We start from the raw sequence: 19798 nt of genomic DNA on the forward strand, positions 1-19798 counted from the left end.
GGCGCATTCGAGTGTGCTCCGCGTAAGGTGGTTTGAGCTTCGCAACCCAAACCTACGCCTTCCGCGCGAGATCCAACACACCCGGGTGCGCCGTCATCTCTTTGCCCCCGCCTCGCTTCCGAGTTTCCGGATGGACACTAGCTCACGACCATCGTTGCTGCGCGCGGCTCGAATCGTTCCTAGGCGCCGCTTTTTCCATCTAATCTAGCACGGTCGGGGCCCGCCCGCCCTACAACCGCTCCACCACCGCCCACGCCAGCAGCGGCACCATGATCTCGTGGTGGCCGGTGATGTGGAAGCCGCGGCCGCCGCTGTGGCGCGTGGGGCGCTCGACGACGTTGACGCGCGTGCGGTAGTGGGCCTGCATGTCCAGGTTGCAGGCGGTGAAGCGCCCCGGCTTCCCCGCGTGGAGGTTGCGCGCGACGGTCAGCGCCTTCAGGAAGACCTCCGGCATCACCACGGCGGAGCCCACGTTGATCACCACGCCGCCGTCGTCCAGCCGCGGCAGGGCGCCGGCGAGGCGGCGGAAGTCGTGGTGGCCGGTGGCTCCGATGGCGGCGCCGTCCGCGGCGGGGTGCTGGTGGATGATCTCCGCGCCGAGCGCCGGGTGAAGCGTGTAGGGGATGCCCAGGTGGTGCGACTGGAGGAGGAGCGAGAGCTCCGGGTACGCCAGGTCGTTGCGCTCGTCCAGGTCGCGGGCCAGCGCCTCGCCCATCCCCCACCCCGCGCCCATTCCGCGCGTCAACGCGGCGTTCATGTCGCGCCCCGTCTCCTCCGCCATCCCGAACGAGCCGTCGGCCAGCCCCGCCTCCACGTCTTCGCTGGTGCCGCCCCAGCGCGCCATCTCGTAGTCGTGGATCCCCGCCGAGCCGTTTGAGGCCAGGTGCGACACGGCGCCGCGCCGCATCAGGTCGATGAGCAGCGGCGCGAGACCCGTCTTCACCACGTGGCCGCCCAGCATCCACACCACCGCGCGCTCGCGACGGACGGCGTCCGCGATGGCGTCGGCGACGGCGAGGAACGACTCGGCCTGCAGGATGTGGGGGAGCGAGGTGAGGAAGGCGGAGAAGGTGCGCTGCGCCGGGTCGGCGGGCACGGGGGCGGCGAACTGCTCGGCGAGCACCTTGTTGGGGCGCCTGGCCACGGGGACGGTGCGCACCAGCGAAAGGTCCGCCTCGGGCGCGGGGCCGGAGGCGGACCTGGATGGGGTCTGGTCGTGGGTCACGTGGAGAGCCGGGTGCGGGTCAGCGCGCGGGCTGGTAGCGTTCCAGGTGCATCGTGAGCGAGCCCACCACCGGCACGCGGCTGCGGATGAGGACCACCACGCGGCGCGCATCGTCGGTGAAGTGCACCTCCGCCTGCCCGCCCTCGCTGAAGAGGCCGCTGGTGCGGATGCTGGGGCGAACCACGATGGTGCGGAAGCGGCCGGCGGGGACCTCCACCGTCTCGCGGCGCACCACGCGCAGGATGACGGGGTTGCCGTCCTCCTTGAAGTAGTCGCGCAGCGTGTACGTCTTCCCCACTTCCAGCGGCACCGTGCGGACGTGGTACAGGAACGACAGGTCGTCCAGCGGCCGGTTCGTGGGGAGCGTGCCCGTGTCGCCGTTGTCGCGGCGCCAGGTGCGGCGCTCCGGGTTGAAGTCGTAGGTGCGGTCGCGGCGGTAGCGGACCTCCTGCAGCTTCTGGTGGAAGCGGCGCGAGAACCCACCCTCCGTGTCGATCCACGTCTCGTACAGGTCGTTCACGCGGGCGCCGAGGGCGCCGCCCTGCACCGTCATCCGCGCGTGGTAGGCGGGGCGGCCGTTGACGTTCTGCACGCCCAGCATCTCCAGCGAGCCGCGGCCCACGCGGACGCCGGCCAGCCTCACCTGGTACTCCGCCCGCTCGCCGGGTCCGTACGGCCGCTGCGGGGCGGACGCGGGCCCCGCCGCGGCGAGGATCGCCACGCCGAGCACGGCCATCGCCGCCCTGCCCATCCTGTTTATCGAAAAGAAGTGCATCCCTCTATCGTCGCTTTTATTCCGGCTTCGTGGTCCCGGCTTCGTTGGTTCCGCGCGGGCCCCGTCGCGCCGGGCGCGCACCCTCCGCGGGCGCCGCCCTGGCGGTTTCGGCCTCCACTGGCGCAGGTCCGCGCCGGGGGGTGCGGCGCGCCAGGTTCCACACCTCCACTACCGTACCCCAGGCGCGGAAGCGGGTGTCCCGCTCGCGCCGCGCATAGCGGAGCGATACCTCCGCCGCGTCCGCCCGGCGCACGTGCGGCGCGACGGCCGCCAGGAGCTCCACGTTGGCGGCGAGCCCGGGGCTCGAAAGGAGGGGCTTCCCCTCGCTTGCGGCCAGCGCCCGCTTGAGCACCGCCACGCGGTACGCGCGGAAGCCGGAGAGCGGGTCGCGGATCTCGCGCGGCAGCGCGCGCCCCGAGAGGAGCCAGGGGAGCCCGCGGCGGGCCCAGCGCTCGGCGCGCGGCAGCTCGCGGTCCGTTCCGGCCACCACCGTCCCCACCACGTCCGCGCCGCCCTCCACCTTGCGGACCAGCGCGGGGACGTCGTCCGGCGACTCGGTGAAGTCGCCCTGCAGCACCACCGCCACGTCGCGCTTGGGGTGCGTGGAGCGGGCCACGGCCTCGCGAAGGAGGCGCTCGACCGCCGCCGGGTAGCCCAGCGTGCGCTCGTTGCGCAGCACGGTGAGCGGCAGCACGCGGGCGTACGGCTCCAGCACTTCCTGCGTGTGGTCGGTCGATCCGTCGTCCACCACGATCAGGTGGAAGTCGCGCCCGAACTCCGCCATCACCTGGCGGATCTTCCACAGGAGCACGCCCACGGTGGGCGCTTCGTCCAGCGCCGGAATGCAGATGTAGATCACGCCTCGTCCTCGTCCGGTGCCGCGCGCTCGGCGCTTTGTGTCGTGTGGGTACCCTGATCGGCCGGGGCGGGTTCCGGCGGCGGCTTGCTCTTCCAGCGCCGGTGGAACCAGAAGTACTGCTCCGGCGCCTCCCTCACCTCCGCCTCCAGCCGTGCCGCGAGCGCCGCCGTCAGAGTCTGGACGTCCGCCTCCAGCTCTCCCGTACGCTCCGTCACGATCTGCTGGCCCGCGACGACGTAGCGCACCGCGCCGCCCGGAAGCCGGCGCGCCACGCAGGCGAAGACGGGCGCGCGCAGCTTGAGCGCAAAGAGCGCCGGTCCTCTGTGCGTGCTCGCGGGGCGGCCGAAGAAGGGGACGAAGACGCCGGAGCGGCGCGCGTCCTGGTCGCCCACGATCCCCACGATGCCACCCTTGCGCAGCACGCGGGGCACGCGCGACGGCGCCTCGCCCTGGTAGATCGTCTCCACGCCCAGGTGCTTGCGGAGCGCGTTCAGCCGCGCGTCGACGAGCCGGTTCCCCTGGCGCCGCACGATGGCGGCGATGGGGACTCCGCGCGCCGCCACCGCCGCCGCCGCGATCTCCCAGTTGCCGTAGTGGCCGGTCACCAGGATCACGCCGCGCCCTTCGTCGAGCGCGGCCTGCAGCTTGGGCCAGTCCTCGGCCACGTCGGTGCGGTCGATGACGGCCTGCGGGTCCAGCCTGGAGAGCCGGAGGATTGCGGCGGCCTCGCGCCCCAGGTGCTCGTAGGCGGCGCGGGCGGTGGCCGCGATCCACGCGTCGTCCGCCCCGGGGAAGGCGATGCGCAGGTTGGCATCCACCACTCCGCGCCGGATGCCCAGCCGGTGGATGGTGCGGCCCACGCGGCGCCCCACCGCGTCCGCGGCTCCCTCGGGGAGCGTCGCGACGGCGCGCTCCAGCGTGCGGGCGAGGGCATACTCCACCCGGTGCGGCACGCTGTACCGGGGCGCGGTGTGTGGGGCCGCGGATGCGGGCGGTGTGGACACGGGTACGGCGCAGGGGAGTGTGGGGATGCTCGCGCGTTCCACGGAACGCGGCGGGAATGCACGAACGCCGCCCTCACGAGCCGGTCGCGCGGGCGCTGCGCGCCGCACAGTGTAGCACCAGCGAGAGGTGCCCGTCTACGCCGGGCGCGTGGTGGCGCGGGGGACGCGGCCCGCGCCGTAGTGCTCCACCGCGTGCCGCACGCGCTCGAGCACCGATTCCGTGGTGATGCGCTCCATCCGATCGCGGCGCGGCGTGCGGTCGCTGTAGTCCGGCGTCTCCCCCGGGTCCCAGTACTCGTTGACCCAGAGATCCTCGTAGGCGCGAAAGGGTCCGCCGCGCCACGGATGCGTCTGCCCGTACAGCCCCACCACCGGCACCTCCAGCGCCCGCGCGATGTGCAGCGGCCCGGTGTCCGGCGAGATGACGAGGTCGCACGCGTCCAGCATCCACATCACGCGCCGCACGCCGTCGCCCAGCGCCCACTCGGGCGCCACGGCGGCGCCCGACGTGATCTCACGCGCGATCGACTGCTCGCGCTCGCCGGGCCCGCCCACCAGGACGGTGCGGAAGCCGAAATCGCGCTCCAGCGAGCTCGCCACCTGGGCGTAGCGGTCGGCGAACCAGTCGCGCTTGCGCATGGAGGTCGCCGGGATGATGGCGGCCACGGGGCGCCCGCCGAAGCGCGCGAAATAGTCGCGCTGCTCCCTGCGCTCGCCTGCGGTGATCTGCAGGCGGTACTCGGGGCGGGGCGGGCGGGGAACCCCCAGGTGGTCCAGGAACTCCAGCGCCATTTCCGCCGGGTGCGCCCAGGGGCGCGGGCCCACGTGGTGGTTGGCCGCCAGCCAGATCCCGTCCGAGGCACGTGTGCGGTCGAGCCCCAGCCGGTGCGGCGCGCGGGAAAGGATGGTGGGCCACACGCTCTTGAAGTAGCGGTTGAAATTGAGCGTCAGGTCGAACCGGCGGCGCCCCAGCTCGCGCCCCAGCCTCGCCACCCCACGCCACCCGTCGCGCTTGCGGAACACCACCACCTCATCCACCGAGGGATGCGGGCGCAGCACCTCCGCCGGCATCGGCTCCGCCACCCAGGTAACGCGCAGGGAGGGGGCGAAGTCCCGGATCGCGTTCACGGCGGGAAGAGTGTTCACCACGTCGCCCAGTCCGGTGAGCATCACCACGCACATCTCTCGCGCCGGGTAGCGCAGCTCCGCGCTACTCATGCGGCCCGCGCGCCAGATACGCGAGCTGAAGGAGGATCAGCTGGCGGAGCGGATGCCACCCCGCCACGGCCCGCTCCACCTCCGCTTCGCGCCGCGCCGTGAAGAGCGCGGCGAGCGGCGAGCCGAGCACGGGGTAGGCGCGCCGTTTCTCCGCCATGGCGGGGGACGCTACCACGGACGCCCACTTGGGCCACGGACCCTGCCGGGCGCGCAGCTCGCCGGTGGCCACCGCGCGCACGCCGCGCGCCACGCGCAGCCCCACCGAAAGCGGAAGGTTCGCGGCGCGCCCAAAGTATGGATAGCGCCAGCGCGAGTGCGGCACGTGCCACGACGGGGCGAAGAGGGGCTTCATCGCCTCGTGGAAGAGCGTTCGCCCCTCCTTCCAGCGCAGCGGAACCGCGGCGGCGAGCGCTACCAGCGCGGCGGAATGGAACGGCTCGTGGCTGGCGAAAAGGCGCCGGTTGCCGTGGAAGTTCCCCGAGTGCTTGCGCTGGGTGAAGGGGTACAGCCGCTCCCACTCCTGCGCGGTCGTCGGGCGAATCTCCTCCAGCCAGCGGCGGAAGCCGGTGCGCCGCTCCGCCACGGCGCGCAGCAGATCCGGGCGCAGCTCGGGCGCATCGGGCACCGGGAATGGGGCGCCGGGCGGCGCGGCGGCGGGGGCGTGCTGGCCCTTGAGAAACGAATCCGATGACAGGCCGCCCAGCACCACCGGGAGCTCGCGAAGGCCGAGCGATTCGTGGAAGCCGTAGCCATGCACGTCCATGAACAGCTGACCGCTCCCCAGCAGGGAAGCGACCGTCTCCAACCCGTGCAGGTAGTGGTCCGGCCGGCGCCGGCCGAAGGTGAGCTCCGCTCCGTACGCGCGCGCGGCGGCCCGTGCGACGCGCACCTCGCGGTTCTCCCAATCCGCGAACACGAAGGCCCGCACCTCAGGCCCGGGCGGGATGGCGCCCAGCACCGCCCGGGCATCCTCGCCCCCGCTAAGGAGGATTCCGGCGGCCGGAAGCTCGCCGCACGCCTGGCGGACGTTCTCCACCAGCCCCTCCTGGAGCGCGGTGGCCGCATCGGCGCGGGAGGCGTACGGGTTCTCCTCCGTGGGACGCCAGTAGGTGGACGCATCGTCTTTCCAGGCGCCGCCCGCGTCGAACGAGCGGGCGGTGGCCGGCGGAAGCTGCTCGATGCCGCGGAAGAGGGTGTACGGAAAGGTGCAGCTCAGGTGGAGGACGAGGTCCGCGGCCGAAACCTCGTCCACTTCGTGGTGCCGGCCGGCGGCGCGAGCCACCGCGTCCGGATGCGTCCCGATCACGCCGGCGCCCGCGAAGACCGGCACGAACGACGCAATGTCCGTCACCACCATCCCGCCGCCGCCGCGGTCCACGCGCAGCGCCGCGAAACCGCTGTCCAGCCGCTCGCTCCAGGGTGTCGCGGGGCCACGCGACAGCAGCTCGTGCACCGCGCGGCGGCGGGGGCCGCTGGCGGCCAGGCCGGGCGCGTGCGGCGCGATGCGGGCGATGGGGACGCCGGCCAGGACGCTGAGCGAGGACTCGTCTTCCACCAGCACCTCGCCATCGTGCGCCGCCCGGACCACGGCGAGGGAGCCCCAATCGCCATGGTGCTCGGCGACCTGCGCGGCCACGGGACCGAAGTGGCGGATCAGGATGGCGCGGAGCTCGCCCGGCGCGCGGCGCCGCACGGCGAAGAGGAAGTCGCTCACGGCGCCCCGCCGGCGAGGATCGCCTCCCAACGGTCCAGCATCCTCTCGAAGTCGAGAGATCCGCGCGCACGCTCCAGCGCCGCTTCGCGCATCTCCGCCCGCAGTGCGGGCGAGGCGAGCACCCGGTGGAGCGCCGCGGCGACCTCCGCCGGGTCGAAGCCCACCACCTCTCCCGGCCTGCGCCCGTCGGGCAGAGGGGCCAGCGCGTCGCGGGCGCCGCTCACGTCGGTGCTCACCACGGGGACCCCCGCCGCCAGTGCCTCCATCATGGAGTTGCTCATCCCTTCGCGGTCGGAGGTGATGACGTACACGTCGAGGGCATCCAGCACGTCGGCCACGTCCTCGCGCAGGCCGAGGAAGTGCACGCGCTCCGCGACCCCGAGCTCCGCGGCGAGCGACTGGAGTTCGGCGCGCTTCCCGCCCTCGCCCGCCACGATGCAGTGTACGTCAGCGGGGAGCGCGGCGAAGGCGTGCAGCAGGCGGTCCAGGCGCTTCTGCCGCGCGAGCCGCGCGGCGGCACCCACCACGAGCGCATCGGGCGCGATGCCCAGCGCCCGGCGTACCCCCCCCGACGGCAGCCGCCGCGGCGGCAGCGCGACGCCGCCCGGGATCAGCGCCAGGCGCCGCGGATCGATGCCGGCCTCGAGGTACCGCTGCCGCATGTCTTCGCTCTTGAGCACCACCGCGTCGATCCAGCGCCCGACGACGAAGCGGTACTTGCGGCTGCGCGGCGTGTCCGTCTCCAGCCCGATGCGGGCGACCACCCGCGGAACCCGCGCCATGCGCGCGGCCAGCGCCGCCAGGAGCATCTTCTTGAAGGTGCCCACCACCAGCACGTCGGGGCGGTGCCGCCGCAGCTGCGCGGCGAAGCGGAACGCGTGGGGGATCATGGTGTCGCCTCCCAGCACGGCGCGCTCGGTGGCGACCCCCCGGTCCCGGGCGTGCGCCTCCACCCGCTCCGTCGCGCAGAAGAGCAGAACGCGGTGGCCGCGCCCCGCCAGCCCGGCCAGGAGCGAAACGGTGGCGCGCTCGGCGCCTCCCAGGACGTGGGCCCCGATGTGCGCGACTACGAACACTTCAAGCTCTCTCCGCGGCGCTGCGCGGCCGCGGGTCCGGCGGCCGCGGCATCAGGTCACACCGGCGCGTGAGGGGGCCAGCACCGCCTCCGCTTCGGCGACCATCCTGCCGGGGCCGAACCAGTGCGCGATCCGCCACGACGCTTCCTCCGCGCAGCTCCGCGCGAGCACCGGGTGCGCGAGCGCGGTGCGGATCGCGTCCGCCAGGGCGGGAGCGTCGTCCGGGGGAACGATCCATCCGGCGGGCGGACGGCCCTCGCGCGCGTCCAGGGCGCGCCGCACTCCGCTCACGCCGGTGGCGACCACCGGGGTGCCCGCCGCCATCGCCTCCAGCATCACGTTGGCCATCCCCTCGTTGCGGCTGGAAAGGACGAACAGGTCGCACGCGCCCAGGAGGCGCGGGACGTCGTCGCGAAAGCCGGCCCAGCGCACCCGCCCCGCCACGCCCAGCGCCGCCGCCCTCGCGCGCAGCGACTCCTCCGCCGGACCCGTACCCGCGATCACCACCTCCGCCCTGGGCACCTCCGCGAGGGCGTCGATCAGCAGGTCGAACCCTTTGCGCGGGTACACGTGTCCGACCCCCGCGATCAGGGGGGTCCCGGGCGCCACCCCGAGCCCGGCGCGCAGTGCGGCCCGCTCGCCCGCGGGCAACGGCGGGGGCGGCACGATACCGTTCAGGATCACGTGCACCTCGCCGGGCGGAAACCAGGGCGCGGAACGTACCCACTCGGCCCGGATCTCCTCCGAGTTCACGATCAGCGCGTCCACGCCGCCGCCACGGAAGGGCCGGGGGTGGCGCCCCCGGGCCGGAAGCGTACGCACGATGCCGAGGCGCACCACCACGCGGGGCACGCCCACCATCCGCGCCGCCCGCGCACCCCAGGGGATCCCGGCCCACGAGGTGAGAAGGAGAGCATCGGGACGCTCGCGGCGCAGCCACCGCGCGAAACGCATTCCCCGCACCACGTCAACGCGCGTTCCGGGGCGGATGGGGCTGGTGGGAATGCCGCGCCGCGCCAGCTCCTGCCACACCGCGCCCTCGCGGCGGCAGGACACGACCACCGAGTGCCCGTTGGCCAGGAGCCCGGCGGCCAGCGTGGCGAGCCACTTCTCGTTGCCGCCCCAGACGTGGCCGTTGTTCTGGATCACCACCTTCATCGCGCCGCATCCGCATGGCGGCGTACGAAGGCGAGCACCGCCGGCGCCACCGTCTCCACCTGAAGCTCCGCGAGGGGGCGGCGGCGGGTGAAGGGTGCCCCGGGCGGAGGCTCCACGAAGCGGTGGGGCGAGCCCGGAGTGTCGTCGGTGAAGGTGGCGCCCTTGCCGGGCCTCGCCACGGCGAGCGTCGGCACCCCCATCGCCACAGCCAGGTGGCGGGGCCCGCCATCGTTCCCAACCCAGGCGCGGCACCGTCCCTGAAGCGCCGCGAACTGGGCGAGCGTGGCCTCCCGGTGGCCCCACAGCACCGGCAGCCGTACCGCCCCCGCCAACGCCTCGGCCTGGCCGCGCTCGCCAGGTCCGTGGGTGAGCAGCACGCGGAATCCCGCCGCCGACAGCTCGTCGGCGACGACGGCCCAGCGGTCGGCGCCCCAGCTCTTGTGAACCAGCCGGCTCACCCCGGAGAGCGCCACCACGGGCTGCGGCCCCTCCAGCCCGAGCCGCTTCCACTCCTCGCCGGCCCAGGCTTCGTCGTCCGGGGCGGGGCGAAAGTCCAGCGCCGCGTCGGTGAGGTCGGGAACGACGCCCAGCGGGCGCAGCAGCTCCAGCTTGGCGACCGCGTTGTAGCGGCTCACGAGCGGCGCGGCGGGCACGACGTGCGTGTAGCGCCACTCCCAGGGCCGGCGGTCGTCGAAGCCTATCCGCAGGGGGGCGGGGAGAAGCGCGCCCACCACCGACGCGCGCGGGGCATGATGGAAGTGGAGGACCACCACGGCATCGTACCCGCGGCGCGCGAGCTCGATGGTGCGGCGCACCCCCGCCGCCGTGCCGCGGCGGTAGACGACCACTTCGTCCAGCCACGGGTTGCCCGCCAGCGCTTCGCTCCCCGCCCCCTCCGAGAGGAAGTCGATCCGGGCGTCCGGGTGCGCCCGCCGCAGCTGCCGCACGGCGGGCGTGCACAGGAGCACGTCGCCCAGCGCGCGCAGCTGGATCAGGAGGACGCGGCGCACGCTCACGCCCCGAAGAACGCGCGCACCGTCCGCGCGACGTGTTCGCGCTGCGCGGCCGCGAGTTCCGGGAACACGGGAAGGGAGAGGACCTCGCGGCAGGCGCGCTCCGACTCGGGGAATTCGCCCTCGCGGTGCCCCAGGAACGCAAAGCACTCCTGCAGGTGCAGCGGCACGGGATAGTAGACGGAGCTGCCGACCCCTCGCTGCGCCAGGAACGCTCGGAGCTCTTCGCGCCGGCCGCCCCTCACCCGCACCGTGTACTGGTTGAAGATGGACTCGTTTCCGGGCGCCACCAGCGGGGTCGCCAGCTCGCCGATCCCCGCGAGCGCCTCGTCGTAGAAAGCCGCGTGCTCGCGCCGCTTGGCGCTCCACCGCTGCAGGAAGGGAAGCTTCGCGGAGAGCACCGCGGCCTGAAGCGCGTCCAGACGCGAGTTGAAGCCCACTTCCTCGTGGTGGTACATCTGCCGGCCGCCGTGCACGCGCAGCTTGGCAAGGCGCTCAGCCAGTGCGGCGTCGTTGGCCACGATCATCCCCGCGTCGCCGAACGCGCCCAGGTTCTTGGTGGGGAAGAAGGAGAAGGCGCACGAGTCGCCCAGCGTCCCCGTGGTCACCCACCGGCCGCCCACCTGCTGCCGCGCGCCGATCGCCTGCGCCGCGTCTTCCACCACCGCCAGCTCCCGCCGGTCTCCCAGCTCGCGGAAGGCAGCCATGTCCGCCATCTGGCCGAAGAGGTGCACCGGCATCACGGCGCGCGTGCGCCCGGTAACCGCTGCCTCGGCCGCGGCGGGATCCAGGTTGAAGGTGTGCGGGTCGATGTCCGCGAACACGGGGCGCCCGCCGGCGTTGTGGATGGCGCCGGCGGTGGCGAAGAAGGTGAACGGAGTGGTGACCACCTCCTCGCCGCGTTCCACGCCCAGCGCGCGCACCGCCAGGAGGATGGCATCCGTCCCGCTGGCGCACCCCACCGCGTGGCGAACACCCAGCATCTCGGCCACCTCCCGCTCGAAGCGCTCCACCACCGGGCCCAGCACGAAGCGCTGGTCCTCCACCACGCCCTTGATCGCGGCCATCACGTCGTCCGCGACCTGGCGGTACTGCAGCGTCAGGTCCAGCAGCGGTACTTGCATATGGATCTGGAAGCTCGTTGAGTCTGAACGGAAAAGAAGTGCCTGGTCGCGCATGCGAGGCTGCTGAGCACCCGGCGCCCGGCACGGGGCACGATCAGTCGGCCGCCTGCTCGCCGCTCCCGAACTGCATGTCGTACAGCCGCCGGTACGTGCCGCCGCGCGCCAGGAGCTCCGCGTGCGTGCCGTGCTGCACGATCTTGCCGGTCTCCAGCACCACGATCCGGTCCGCGCGGCGCACGGTGGAGAGGCGATGCGCGATCACCAGCACGGTGCGGTCGCGCATCACCTCCTCCACCGCCTGCTGCACCAGCCGCTCGCTTTCGGTGTCCAGCGCGGAGGTCGCCTCGTCCAGGATGAGGATCGGCGGATTGCGGAGGAGCGCACGCGCGATCGCGATGCGCTGCCGCTGGCCCCCGGAAAGGCGCGTCCCCTTCTCGCCCAGCACCGTGTCGTACCCCTCGGGGAGCGCCGAGATGAAGTCGTGCGCGTGGGCGGCGCGCGCGGCCTCCACCACCCGCTCGTGCGGCACGGCCGGCGCGCCGTACGCGATGTTGGCGCGCACGGTGTCGTGAAACAGGATCGTCTCCTGCGTTACGATCCCCATCAGCCCGCGCAGCTCCGCCAGGCGCAGGTCGCGCAGGTCGATCCCGTCCAGCGTGAGCCGCCCGGCCACGGGGTCGCGGAAGCGGGGAAGCAGGTCGGCCAGCGTGCTCTTGCCGGCCCCGCTGGGCCCCACCACGGCGATGACCTGCCCCGCGGGGATTTCCAGGTCGATCCCCTCCAGCACCGGCGACGCGCCGGGCCCGTACGCGAAATCCACCCCCTCCAAGCGGATGGCGCCGCTGAAGGCGGGCACGGGCAGCGCGCCCGGGCGGTCCTCCACCTCCACCGGAATGCCCAGGATCTCGAACACCCGCTCCCCCGCGGCGAGCCCCGGCTGCACAACCGACGGGTACTGCGCCACCACCTTGAGCGGCACCATCAGCCGCGCGGCCACCAGCAGCGCCGTGATGAACGCCTCCGGCTCCATCGACCGCTCCACCAGCACCAGGTGGCCGCCGTACAGCACCAGCACCAGGATGGAGACGGAGGTGACCACCTCGGTGGCCGGCGAAAAGAACTTGCGCCAGCGGTCGTTGCGCGCGAGCGCCTTGTAATGCCGCTGCGTGAGGCGCCGGAAGCGGGCCTCCTCCCACCCTTCGGCGCCGCTGGCCTTCACCAGCCGGATGCCGGACACCGTCTCCTGGAGGAGCGACGCGACCTCGCCCACGGCGTCCAGCACGCGCAGCACCCCGCGCCGCAGCCGCTTGCGGAAGCGCGTCCACAGGAGCACCATCGGCGGGATGGCGAGGAGCGCCACCAGCGTCAGCCGCCACGACATCGTCACCAGCACGAAGGAGAGGAACCCCACCTGGATCAGCGCCGAAACGGACCTGATCAGGTTCCCGGTCACCAGCCCCCGCATCTGGTCCACGTCGCCGGTGACGCGGGAGATGATCTGCCCCGCGCGCATCCGCTGGAAATAGGGGAGACCCAGCCGCAGCAGGTGGTGGTAGATGGCGTTGCGCACGTCGCGCGTGACGCGCCCCTCCACCAGGGCGGTGGTGTACGACTGCACGTACAGCGCGATGTTCTTGAAGAGGAGGGCAAAGAAGATCACCCCCACCACCAGGTACAGCGCCTCGCTTGCGGTGCGTTGTGTGTCGCCCGTGCCGAATACGAAGTCTACGCCGCCCTGTACAACGCTCCCCACGCGCGGCCCAAAGAGCGCCGTGGCGTCGGCCGCGATATTGCCGCCGGTGAAGAGCACCCGGAGGAATGGAGCGAGCAGGGTGAGGCTGAACGCATCGAGAGCCGCGCTCAACACCATCGCCGCCACGGAGATCGCCAGGAGCCCCGCGTGCGGGCGTAGATACCGTAGAATCTGCAGGTAGATCTTCATCGCGGGGTCAGCAGTGCCACTGGAAGGATCATCTCTTCCGGTGATACCCCGCCGTGCAGGAAGGAGCCCCGGTAGCGCGCCTGGTACTGCCGCAGCTTGGTGGGATAGACGAAGAAGACGTCTTCCAGCGCGATCAGGTAGTTGGTCGCCGCCTTCCCCGGCGGAAAGCGCAGCGCCTTCTCGTCCTTGATCGTCATCGCCAGCGTGCGGTCTTCCGCGCGCAGGTCCGCGCCGAACTTGTAGCGCAGGTTCTGCGTGGTGTCGCGCTTGGCGAAGACGGTGGCCGGGCGGTGGCAGTGGATGGAGCCGTGGTCGGTGGTCACCAGCACCGGCACGCCCATGCGCAGCGCCTCGCGGATCGCCGTCAGCGCCTCGGAGCGCTCGAACCACTGCCGCGTGAGGGCGCGCAGCGCTTCCTTGTCGCGCGCCACCTCCAGCAGCACCGTGCTCTCGGTGCGGCCGTGCGTCAGCAGGTCCACGAAGTTGAAGACGACCGCCGTCACGCCCGGCTGCGCCAGGTGCGCGGGAAGGCGGCGCAGCATCGCCTCGCCGTCGCCCGCGTCGAACACCTTGTCGTAGTGCACGGGCATGCTGAGCCCCGTGAGCCGCTTGAGCTGCTCGCGAAAGAGCTCCGCCTCGAACGAGTTGAGGCTCCCCTCGCCCTCCCATCCCCACCACCCCGGCACCCGCTCGGAGACGCCATCGGGGAACATCCCGCTGAAGATGGCGTTGCGCGAGAAGGGAGTGGCGGTGGGGAGAATGGAGTAGTAGAGCGCCTCCTCCACCTGCGCCAGCGGCTCCAGGATGGGAAGGAGGGCGCGCCACTGGTCCAGCCGCAGGCAGTCGATCACCACGAAGAGCACCGCGCGGTCCTTGCCCACCAGCGGCGCCAGGAACTGCGGGACGATGTCCACCGAGAGCGGCGGCGCGCCGGCGCCCCCTTCCGTCCACTTCGGGTACACCTCGGTGATGTACCGGCAGAACTCGCGGCGGAAGTCGTCCAGCAGCGTCTCCAGCGCGGCGAGCAGCCCCGTCTCGCCCGCTTCGCGCAGGCGCAGCTCCCAGTCCACCAGCTCCGAGTAGTCGGCGGCCCACTCGCGCCAGTCGCGCGGCTCGGCGCGGCGGGCGTTGAGCTCGCGGAACCTGCCGGCGAAGTCGCGCGCCACCACCTGCTGCTGGATCGCCTCGCCTTCCAGGAGGCGGGTGACGACGGAGAGGACCTGGCGCGGCGAGGTGGGCTTCACGAGGTAATCGGCCACGCGCCGGCCGATCGCCTCGGTCATGGTGCGGTCCTCCTCGCTCTTGGTGATCATCACCACGGGAACGCGGGGGTCCAGCTTGCGCAGCTCGTCCAGCACCTCCATCCCCGAGCGGCCGGGCATCTGCTCGTCCAGCAGGATCAGGTCGTACGGGTGCAGGCGGAGGAGCTCCAGCGCGTCGTCGCCGTTGGAGACGGCGTCCACGTGGTAGCCGCGCCCCTGCAGGAAGAGCAGGTGCGGGCGCAGGAGATCGATCTCGTCGTCTACCCAGAGGAGGCGTTTGACCGGTGCTGGCATAGTGTGGCAAGCTAGGCCCCCGAGGGGTGCGGGTCAACGCGACCGGCCCGTTTGACAGCATGCCGCGCAATCCTCACCTTCCCGCCATGAAGACGAACAGCAACTGCATGGCTCACACAGAGACACAGAGACACAGAGGGAAAAGCAAAAGCTCTTCTTGTCTTTCCTCTGTGTCTCTGTGTCTCCGTGTGAGATCGCTGTTCGGGTGGGCTGGATGATGAGCTTCGCTCCCGTTTCAGCCGGAAGCGCGCGCCTTCTCGTACGCGATGGGTACGAGGAGATGGCGGGCGTGCTGGTGGATGCGTGGGAGGGGCGCGCGCAGGAGTGGATCGAAGGGGGGCGGGCGCCGCACCCCGTGGTCGCGCTGCCGGACGGCGGAAAGGCGGTGGTGAGGCGCTATCGGCGCGGCGGGATGGTGCGGCACCTGAACCGCGACCGCTACTTCGGCGGGGACCGCGCCGCGCACGAGCTGCGGGCGACGGAGGCGGCGCGGGCGGGCGGGGTGCACGCGCCCGAGGTGATCGCGGCCGGACGGCTCGACGCGTTCCCCGGCTACCGCGCGATGATCGCCACGCGCCTAATCCCGGGCGTGCAGGACGCCGCCACCGCGCTGCTTGGCGGGAGGGACATGAATGAGGTGCTCTTCGAGGCGGGTCAGCAGATCGGGCGGATGCACGTGGCCGGGGTGGGGCACCCGGACCTCAACCTGCGCAACCTGCTGGTGGGGAAGATGGGCGAGCTGTGGGTGATCGACTTCGACCGCGCTCTGGTGGTGGAGGGCGTGGTGCCGCGCGCCCGCCGCCAGCGCGACCTGGCGCGGCTGGTGCGCTCCTTTGCGAAGCTGGGCATGCCGTTGTGCATCGTGCGCCGCGGTGCGCTGGAGGTCGGCTACCTCTCCGAGAGGCCCGACCTGGAGTAGCGCTCCAGCGCCAGCGCGACCTTCGCCGCAACCTCGTCCACCGTGATGCGCTCCATGCGGCCGGGGCGGTACTCGGCGCTCACCGGGTAGTCCTCGCCGGGGTCGCCGTACGCGTCGATCATCAGGTCGTGGAAGCGGCGGTAGGGGCCCACGCGCTTCGGGTTGGTGTAGCCCATCAGCGACACGGTAGGCGTGCCCAGCGCCACGCCAATGTGCAGCGGCCCCGTGTCCGGGCTAACGAGCACGTCCACGCGGTCCAGCAGGTACACCAGCTTGCGCAGGTCCCACTCCAGCAGGTTCAGCGGCGGATACTGCGCCTTGGCGCGGATCGCCTCCGCCGCCGCCAGCTCCCGCGTGGAGCGGCCGCCCACAAGCACCGTCCTCATCCCCGCGAAGGCGAGGCGGTCCGCGAGGGCGGCGTAGCGCTCGGCGGGCCACTCCTTCGCCGGCTTGCTCGTCCCCACCACGAACGCCACCGTGGGCCGGCCATCGCGCGGAAGGGTGCCTTCGTAGCGGGTGCGCTCCGCGGCGGTGGGCCCCAGCCGCCATTCCAGCAGCGGGGGGACGCCCAGGTGCTCCAGGAACTCGAAGTACTGGTCCTGCACGTGCCGCTGCCCGCGCGGCGCGATGCGCTCGGTGGTGAAGAGCCAGTTCGCGTCGCGCGCGCGCGCCCGGTCGAACCCCAGCTTGCGCGGCGAGCGCAGGACGCGCGTCACCAGCCCGGCCTTGAGGTACACCTGCAGCGCGATCACCAGGTCGAAGCTGCGCCCCTCCGTCGCGCGCGCCACGTCGCGGTACGCGCGCCAGCCGCGCTTGCGGTCGAAGAGGACGAACTCGTCCACCGCCGGGTGCCCCGCCACCAGGGCGTGCGGGGCCGGCTGGATCACCCAGGTCACTTTGGAGTCCGGCGCCGCCGCCCGCAGCGAGTTGACCACCGGCAGGGTGTGCACGGCGTCACCGATCGCGCTCATCATCACGATGGCGATGCGGGCGCCGGACAGGTCGGATGCGTGCAAGTGCGCGTCTTTCTTTAAGTTCAGCATGGCGCGCCCAAGCTATCCGCCGCTGTCGGAAGCGTCAACGCGTGTTCGCGCCTCCCGTATCCTCTTCTCCTCTTTCTGTACCCCTCCGTGTCTCTGTGTGAGGCCCTGCTGTTCTTACCGCCTTGCGGCGTGCAGGCGGTTGGGGCACCTTGTTTCGCGCCCCTGATCCCAGCCTTCGAGAGACCGCCACGATGACCCGAACCATCGTCCGCACCGTCGCGCTCGCGGCGCCGCTGGCCTTCGCCGCCGGCTGCGCCAGCACGCTCCCGCCCGTCACCACGATGCCGCCGAGCGAGGCGGCTCCCGCGCAGGCACGCACCGTCGCCGCGACGCCGGCGGACATGGTGCTGGTCAACGGCAAGATCTTCGTGGGCGACAGCGCGGGGACGGTTGTCGAGGCCATGGCCGTGCGCGGCGGACGCGTGGTGTACGCCGGCCCGCAGGCGGGGCTCGACTCGCTGGTAGGACCGAACACGGCGCAGACCAACCTCGAAGGCCGCCTGGTGACGCCCGGGTTCAACGACGCGCACATCCACTTCGCCGCGGGCGGGGCGTCGCTGCTGGCGGTGGACCTCGGCGGCACGCGGTCGCTGGCCGAGATCGAGCGCCGCGTGGCCGCCGCCGCCGCACGTGCGCAGCCCGGCGAGTGGATCACGGGGCGCGGCTGGGACCACACGCGCCTCCCCGCCAGCGAGCTGGGGCCGGGCGGCTGGCCCACCAACGAGATCCTGAACCGCGCCGCCCCGCGCAACCCCGTGCTCCTCTCGCGCGTGGACGGGCACACCTCATGGGCAAATCGCGAGGCGCTGCGCATCGCGGGCGTCACGCGCGCCACCCGCGCCCCGGCCGGCGGCGAGATCGTGCGCACCCCCGCGGGCGAGCCGACCGGCATCCTCAAGGAGTCCGCCGAGGGCCTCGTCGCGCGCGTCGTACCCGATCCCACCCCGGCGCAGGTGAGGCGCGGCATCCGCGCCGCGATGGATCTGGCCGCCCGCACCGGCGTCACCAGCGTGCAGAGCGACGTCTCGGCCGCCGACGTGGAGGTGTACCGCGCCCTGGCCGCCGCCGACTCGCTGAGCGTGCGCGTCTACGGATGGTTCCCGCTCACCGAGCGCTCCATCCGCGAGCTGCAGGCGCGCGGCGTAACCGCCCCTACCGGCGACGAGTGGGTGCGCTTGGGGATGGTGAAGGGATACACGGACGGCACGCTGGGCTCGCGCACGGCGGCCATGCTGGAGCCGTTCGCGGACGACCACTCCACCCGCGGCCTTCCGCAGTACACCGAGGCGCAGCTCGACTCGCTGGTGACCGCCGCGGACCGTGCGGGGCTCCAGGTGATCCTGCACGCCATCGGCGACGCGGCCAACCGGCAGGCGCTGGACGCCTTCGAGCGCGTGGCCCGCCGCAACCCGCCGCGCGCGCGGCGGCATCGCATCGAGCACGCGCAGGTGCTGGACCGGCGCGACATCCCGCGCTTCCGCCAGCTCGGCGTCATCGCGTCGATGCAGCCCACGCACGCCACCAGCGACATGCGCTGGGCCGAGACGCGCATCGGCCGCGAGCGGGCGGTGGAGGGGGCCTACGCCTGGCGCACCCTCCTCGATTCCGGCGCGGTGGTCATCTTTGGAACCGACTTCGCCGTGGAGCCGATGGCGCCGGTGGAGGGGATCTACTCCGCCGTCACGCGCCAGAGCCGCGAGGAGCCGGGGGTGCCGCCGGGCGGCTGGCTCCCCGAGCAGCGCCTGACCCGCGCCGAGGCGATCCGCCTCTACACCGCCGCATCCGCGTATGGCGAGTGGGAAGAGGCGCGCAAGGGCACGCTGCGCCCCGGAATGCTGGCCGACTTCGTGGTCTGGTCCGCCGACCTGCTGACCATCCCCGACGCGGAGATTCTCAAGGCGGAGCCCACGATGACGGTGGTGGGCGGGCGCACCGTCTACCGCCGCCCGTGACGAAGCCGGCGGCGAGCAAGCCCGCCGCGAAGAAGCGCGGCACCACCGACCACGGCGACCTCGCGCTCGTCCTCACGGGGGGCGGTGCGCGCGGGGCCTACCAGGTGGGCTTCCTCCGCTACCTGGCGCGAGCGTACCCGGAGCTGCACATCCCCATCCTCACTGGGGTGTCCGCGGGCGCCATCAACGTCGCGCTCCTGGCGCAGCACCACGGCACCTTTCTGCAGGCCGCCGACGAGCTGGCCGCGCTCTGGGGCGAGCTGACGCCCGAGCGCATCTTTCACGTGGACACCGGCGCCCTCCTCGGCAACATGGGGCGCTGGGGGATGCGGTTCGCGCGGGCGTCGCGCGGCGAGTCGCGGGCGCGCGGCGTGGTGGACACGGAGCCGCTGCGCTCGTTTCTGGAGGAAGCGCTCTGCCCCGTGGAGGGCGAGCTGACCGGGATCGACTACAACCTGCACCGCGGCACGCTGCGGGCGGCGGCCATCGGCACCACCAGCTACACGACGGGGCAGTCGGTGATCTGGCTGCAGGGGCGCGCGATCGAGACGTGGGAGCGGCCGCAGCGGCGCAGCGTGCAGACGCGGCTGCGGGTGGAGCACGTGATGGCGTCGGCCGCGCTCCCCCTCTTCTTCCCCGCCGTACAGATCGGCGAGCACTGGTATGGCGACGGAAACGTGCGGCTGACGGCGCCGCTCTCCCCGGCGCTGCACCTGGGCGCGCACAAGATCATCGCCGTATCCACGCGCTATGGCCGCAACTTCGACGAGGCGGCCAAGCCCCAGGTGCAGGGCTATCCGCCGCCGGCGCAGGTGATGGGCGTGCTCTTCGACGCCGTCTTCCTGGACCTGATCGACCAGGACGCGCTGCGCATGCAGAAGATGAACGACGTCCTCTCGCGCGTCCCAAAGACGCGGCGCGACGGGATGCGCGTCGTCGATCTGCTGGTGGTGCGCCCCTCGCGCGACCTGGCCCGCATCGCCGCCGAGTACGAGCCGCGCCTCCCCCGCCCCATCCGCCTCCTCACCCGCGGCCTAGGCACGCGCGAGACCGCCGCCCCGGACGTGCTCAGCATGCTCATGTTCCAGGACGACTACGTGAAGCGCCTCATCGCGTTGGGCGAGGAAGACGCCGAGCGCCGCTCCGAGGAGATCGACCGGTTCATGCGCGGCAACGGGGACTGAAACAGCGCGTCACACAGAGGGCACAGAGAGAACAGC

16 protein-coding genes are annotated in these 19798 nt (G+C 72.6%); 3 read left to right on the plus strand and 13 right to left on the minus strand.

The features are described 5' to 3' along the window. Positions 1-229: 229 nt before the first annotated feature. The 12 genes from VF584_02315 to VF584_02370 form a co-directional block, all read right to left on the minus strand. Positions 230-1225 (minus strand): hypothetical protein, encoded by a 996-nt coding sequence (locus VF584_02315; GenBank protein HEX8208993.1) that lies wholly within the window; start codon positions 1223-1225, stop codon positions 230-232. Positions 1226-1244: 19 nt separating this feature from the next. Continuing rightward, positions 1245-1976 carry a DUF3108 domain-containing protein gene (locus tag VF584_02320; protein ID HEX8208994.1) on the minus strand — a complete coding sequence of 244 codons (732 nt, stop codon included), beginning with the start codon at positions 1974-1976 and terminating at the stop codon, positions 1245-1247. 40 nt (positions 1977-2016) lie between these two features. Next, positions 2017-2859, minus strand: a complete 843-nt coding sequence (locus VF584_02325) for a glycosyltransferase family 2 protein (GenBank protein ID HEX8208995.1) — start codon at positions 2857-2859, stop codon at positions 2017-2019. Beyond that, positions 2856-3971, minus strand: coding sequence for a lysophospholipid acyltransferase family protein (locus VF584_02330; protein ID HEX8208996.1), 1116 nt, complete (start codon positions 3969-3971; stop codon positions 2856-2858). Before VF584_02330 ends, VF584_02325 begins: the two co-directional genes overlap by 4 nt. Positions 3972-3998: 27 nt before the next feature. After that, a complete protein-coding gene (locus tag VF584_02335; GenBank protein HEX8208997.1) occupies positions 3999-5081 on the minus strand; it encodes a glycosyltransferase family 9 protein in 1083 nt (360 codons plus the stop codon). After that, entirely contained in the window at positions 5074-6795 is a 1722-nt protein-coding gene (locus VF584_02340) for a hypothetical protein (protein ID HEX8208998.1), read from the minus strand. The genes VF584_02335 and VF584_02340 overlap by 8 nt, the downstream gene beginning before the upstream one ends. After that, on the minus strand, positions 6792-7871 hold the full coding sequence (locus VF584_02345) for a glycosyltransferase (protein HEX8208999.1): 1080 nt from the start codon (positions 7869-7871) through the stop codon (positions 6792-6794). The genes VF584_02340 and VF584_02345 overlap by 4 nt, the downstream gene beginning before the upstream one ends. Before the next feature lie 51 nt (positions 7872-7922). Next, a complete protein-coding gene (locus VF584_02350; GenBank protein HEX8209000.1) occupies positions 7923-9029 on the minus strand; it encodes a glycosyltransferase in 1107 nt (368 codons plus the stop codon). Next, positions 9026-10045, minus strand: coding sequence for a glycosyltransferase family 9 protein (locus tag VF584_02355; GenBank protein HEX8209001.1), 1020 nt, complete (start codon positions 10043-10045; stop codon positions 9026-9028). Before VF584_02355 ends, VF584_02350 begins: the two co-directional genes overlap by 4 nt. Further along, positions 10042-11166, minus strand: coding sequence for a DegT/DnrJ/EryC1/StrS family aminotransferase (locus VF584_02360; GenBank protein ID HEX8209002.1), 1125 nt, complete (start codon positions 11164-11166; stop codon positions 10042-10044). The genes VF584_02355 and VF584_02360 overlap by 4 nt, the downstream gene beginning before the upstream one ends. A gap of 94 nt (positions 11167-11260) precedes the next feature. Beyond that, the gene (locus VF584_02365; protein HEX8209003.1) at positions 11261-13108 is read right to left on the minus strand and encodes an ABC transporter ATP-binding protein; all 1848 of its coding nucleotides are present in this window, start codon (positions 13106-13108) and stop codon (positions 11261-11263) included. After that, a complete protein-coding gene (locus tag VF584_02370; GenBank protein HEX8209004.1) occupies positions 13105-14664 on the minus strand; it encodes a response regulator in 1560 nt (519 codons plus the stop codon). The genes VF584_02365 and VF584_02370 overlap by 4 nt, the downstream gene beginning before the upstream one ends. A gap of 214 nt (positions 14665-14878) precedes the next feature. Here VF584_02370 and VF584_02375 point away from each other — a divergent pair, with 214 nt between their 5' ends. Continuing rightward, positions 14879-15583 (plus strand): lipopolysaccharide kinase InaA family protein, encoded by a 705-nt coding sequence (locus VF584_02375; GenBank protein ID HEX8209005.1) that lies wholly within the window; start codon positions 14879-14881, stop codon positions 15581-15583. Here VF584_02375 and VF584_02380 read toward each other — a convergent pair. Continuing rightward, positions 15553-16599 carry a glycosyltransferase family 9 protein gene (locus VF584_02380; protein HEX8209006.1) on the minus strand — a complete coding sequence of 349 codons (1047 nt, stop codon included), beginning with the start codon at positions 16597-16599 and terminating at the stop codon, positions 15553-15555. The two genes, VF584_02375 and VF584_02380, sit on opposite strands and share 31 nt — an antisense overlap. A gap of 218 nt (positions 16600-16817) precedes the next feature. Between VF584_02380 and VF584_02385 the strand changes: the two genes are divergently transcribed. Next, positions 16818-18578, plus strand: coding sequence for an amidohydrolase (locus VF584_02385; GenBank protein ID HEX8209007.1), 1761 nt, complete (start codon positions 16818-16820; stop codon positions 18576-18578). Next, complete coding sequence (locus VF584_02390; GenBank protein HEX8209008.1) at positions 18575-19762, plus strand: patatin-like phospholipase family protein; 1188 nt, start codon at positions 18575-18577, stop codon at positions 19760-19762. Before VF584_02385 ends, VF584_02390 begins: the two co-directional genes overlap by 4 nt. Positions 19763-19798: the final 36 nt, after the last annotated feature.

The organism is Longimicrobium sp., from assembly GCA_036389135.1.
GTDB lineage: Bacteria > Gemmatimonadota > Gemmatimonadetes > Longimicrobiales > Longimicrobiaceae > Longimicrobium.

What these genes read in the sequence shown, in the direction of transcription:
- VF584_02320 (HEX8208994.1), bottom strand. Translation starts at nt 1,976, where the DNA reads ATGGGCAGGGCGGCGATGGCCGTGCTCGGCGTGGCGATCCTCGCCGCG.
- VF584_02335 (HEX8208997.1), bottom strand. Translation starts at nt 5,081, where the DNA reads ATGAGTAGCGCGGAGCTGCGCTACCCGGCGCGAGAGATGTGCGTGGTG.
- VF584_02350 (HEX8209000.1), bottom strand. Translation starts at nt 9,029, where the DNA reads ATGAAGGTGGTGATCCAGAACAACGGCCACGTCTGGGGCGGCAACGAG.
- VF584_02360 (HEX8209002.1), bottom strand. Translation starts at nt 11,166, where the DNA reads ATGCAAGTACCGCTGCTGGACCTGACGCTGCAGTACCGCCAGGTCGCG.
- VF584_02365 (HEX8209003.1), bottom strand. Translation starts at nt 13,108, where the DNA reads ATGAAGATCTACCTGCAGATTCTACGGTATCTACGCCCGCACGCGGGG.
- VF584_02370 (HEX8209004.1), bottom strand. Translation starts at nt 14,664, where the DNA reads ATGCCAGCACCGGTCAAACGCCTCCTCTGGGTAGACGACGAGATCGAT.
- VF584_02375 (HEX8209005.1), top strand. Translation starts at nt 14,879, where the DNA reads ATGATGAGCTTCGCTCCCGTTTCAGCCGGAAGCGCGCGCCTTCTCGTA.
- VF584_02385 (HEX8209007.1), top strand. Translation starts at nt 16,818, where the DNA reads ATGACCCGAACCATCGTCCGCACCGTCGCGCTCGCGGCGCCGCTGGCC.